General features: G+C 51.1%; 1 protein-coding gene. It reads left to right on the forward strand.

Translation table 11 applies throughout. The features are described 5' to 3' along the window. The coding region (locus tag QUB56_RS36930; RefSeq protein ID WP_332961308.1) for an Ig-like domain-containing protein at positions 1-1,285 on the forward strand (1,285 nt) is incomplete at both ends.

Here is a 1,285-nt window from a genome sequence, read left to right on the forward strand (position 1 = left end):
GTAACTTGGTCACACTTGATGCCAAAACCTACACCTTTGATGTCACGCCTAATGCTGATGGTAATGTCACCGTTGATGTACTTGCGGGTAAAGCCACTGATACGGCGGGTAATAACAATACGGCGGCCACTCGGTTAACTCGTACCGCTGATATTACCGCACCTAATGTCACCTTAACCTCAAATTCAGCAACAACAGTCAACGCACCATTTAGCGTCACAGCAACATTCAGCGAAAATGTCACCGGCTTTGATAATAATAATGATATTACCGTCACCAATGCAACTGTCGGTAACTTGGTCACACTTGATGCCAAAACCTACACCTTTGATGTCACGCCTAATGCTGATGGTAATGTCACCGTTGATTTACTTGCGGCTAAAGCCACTGATACTGCGAGTAATAACAATACCGCTGCAACTCAACTGGTTCGTACTGCTGATGTTACGGCACCAACTGCTAGCTTGGGTGGAGTTTCTAACATTACTAACTCTGGTGGTACAAGTCAGACATTGACAGTTACTTTCAGTGATAGTAGTGGAATTGATGTTAGCAGTTTAGATAATTCTGACCTGGTAGTAAATTGGTCAGGTGGTGCTATTGGTGCGGAGTTTGTCAGGGTGGATACTAATAGTAACGGTACCACTCGCACGGCAAATTATTCGCTGACTCCGCCTGGGGGAAGTTGGGATGATACAGATAATGGCAGTTACGCTGTTAATTTGCAACCATCGCAAGTAAAAGATACTTTGGGCAATCAAGTTGTAGGTAGCAATTTAGGCAGTTTTACTGTTAACATTGCCACGCCAACACCCACTCCCACGCCAACACCGACTCCCACGCCAACACCGACTCCCACACCAACACCGACTCCCACGCCAACACCGACTCCCACGCCAACACCGACTCCCACGCCGACTCGGACTCCCACGCCGACTCCGATTCCCACGCCAACCCCAACACCGACTCCTACGCCAACACCGACTTTCACGCCGACTCCGATTCCCACACCAACACCGACTTTCACGCCAACACCGACTCCCACGCCGACTCCGACACCGACTCTTACGCCAACACCGACTTTCACGCCGACTCCGATTCCCACACCAACACCGACTTTCACGCCGACTCCGACTCCCACGCTGACTCCGACACCGACTCTTACGCCGACTCCGATTCCCACACCAACACCGACTCCCACGCCAACGCCGACTCCCACGCCGACTCCAGGTACTCCGGCTGTCCTTTTCCTGGAACCACTTGGCAGTACCGACGTACTCGAAAG

The organism is Microcoleus sp. AR_TQ3_B6, from assembly GCF_036702785.1.
GTDB lineage: Bacteria > Cyanobacteriota > Cyanobacteriia > Cyanobacteriales > Microcoleaceae > Microcoleus.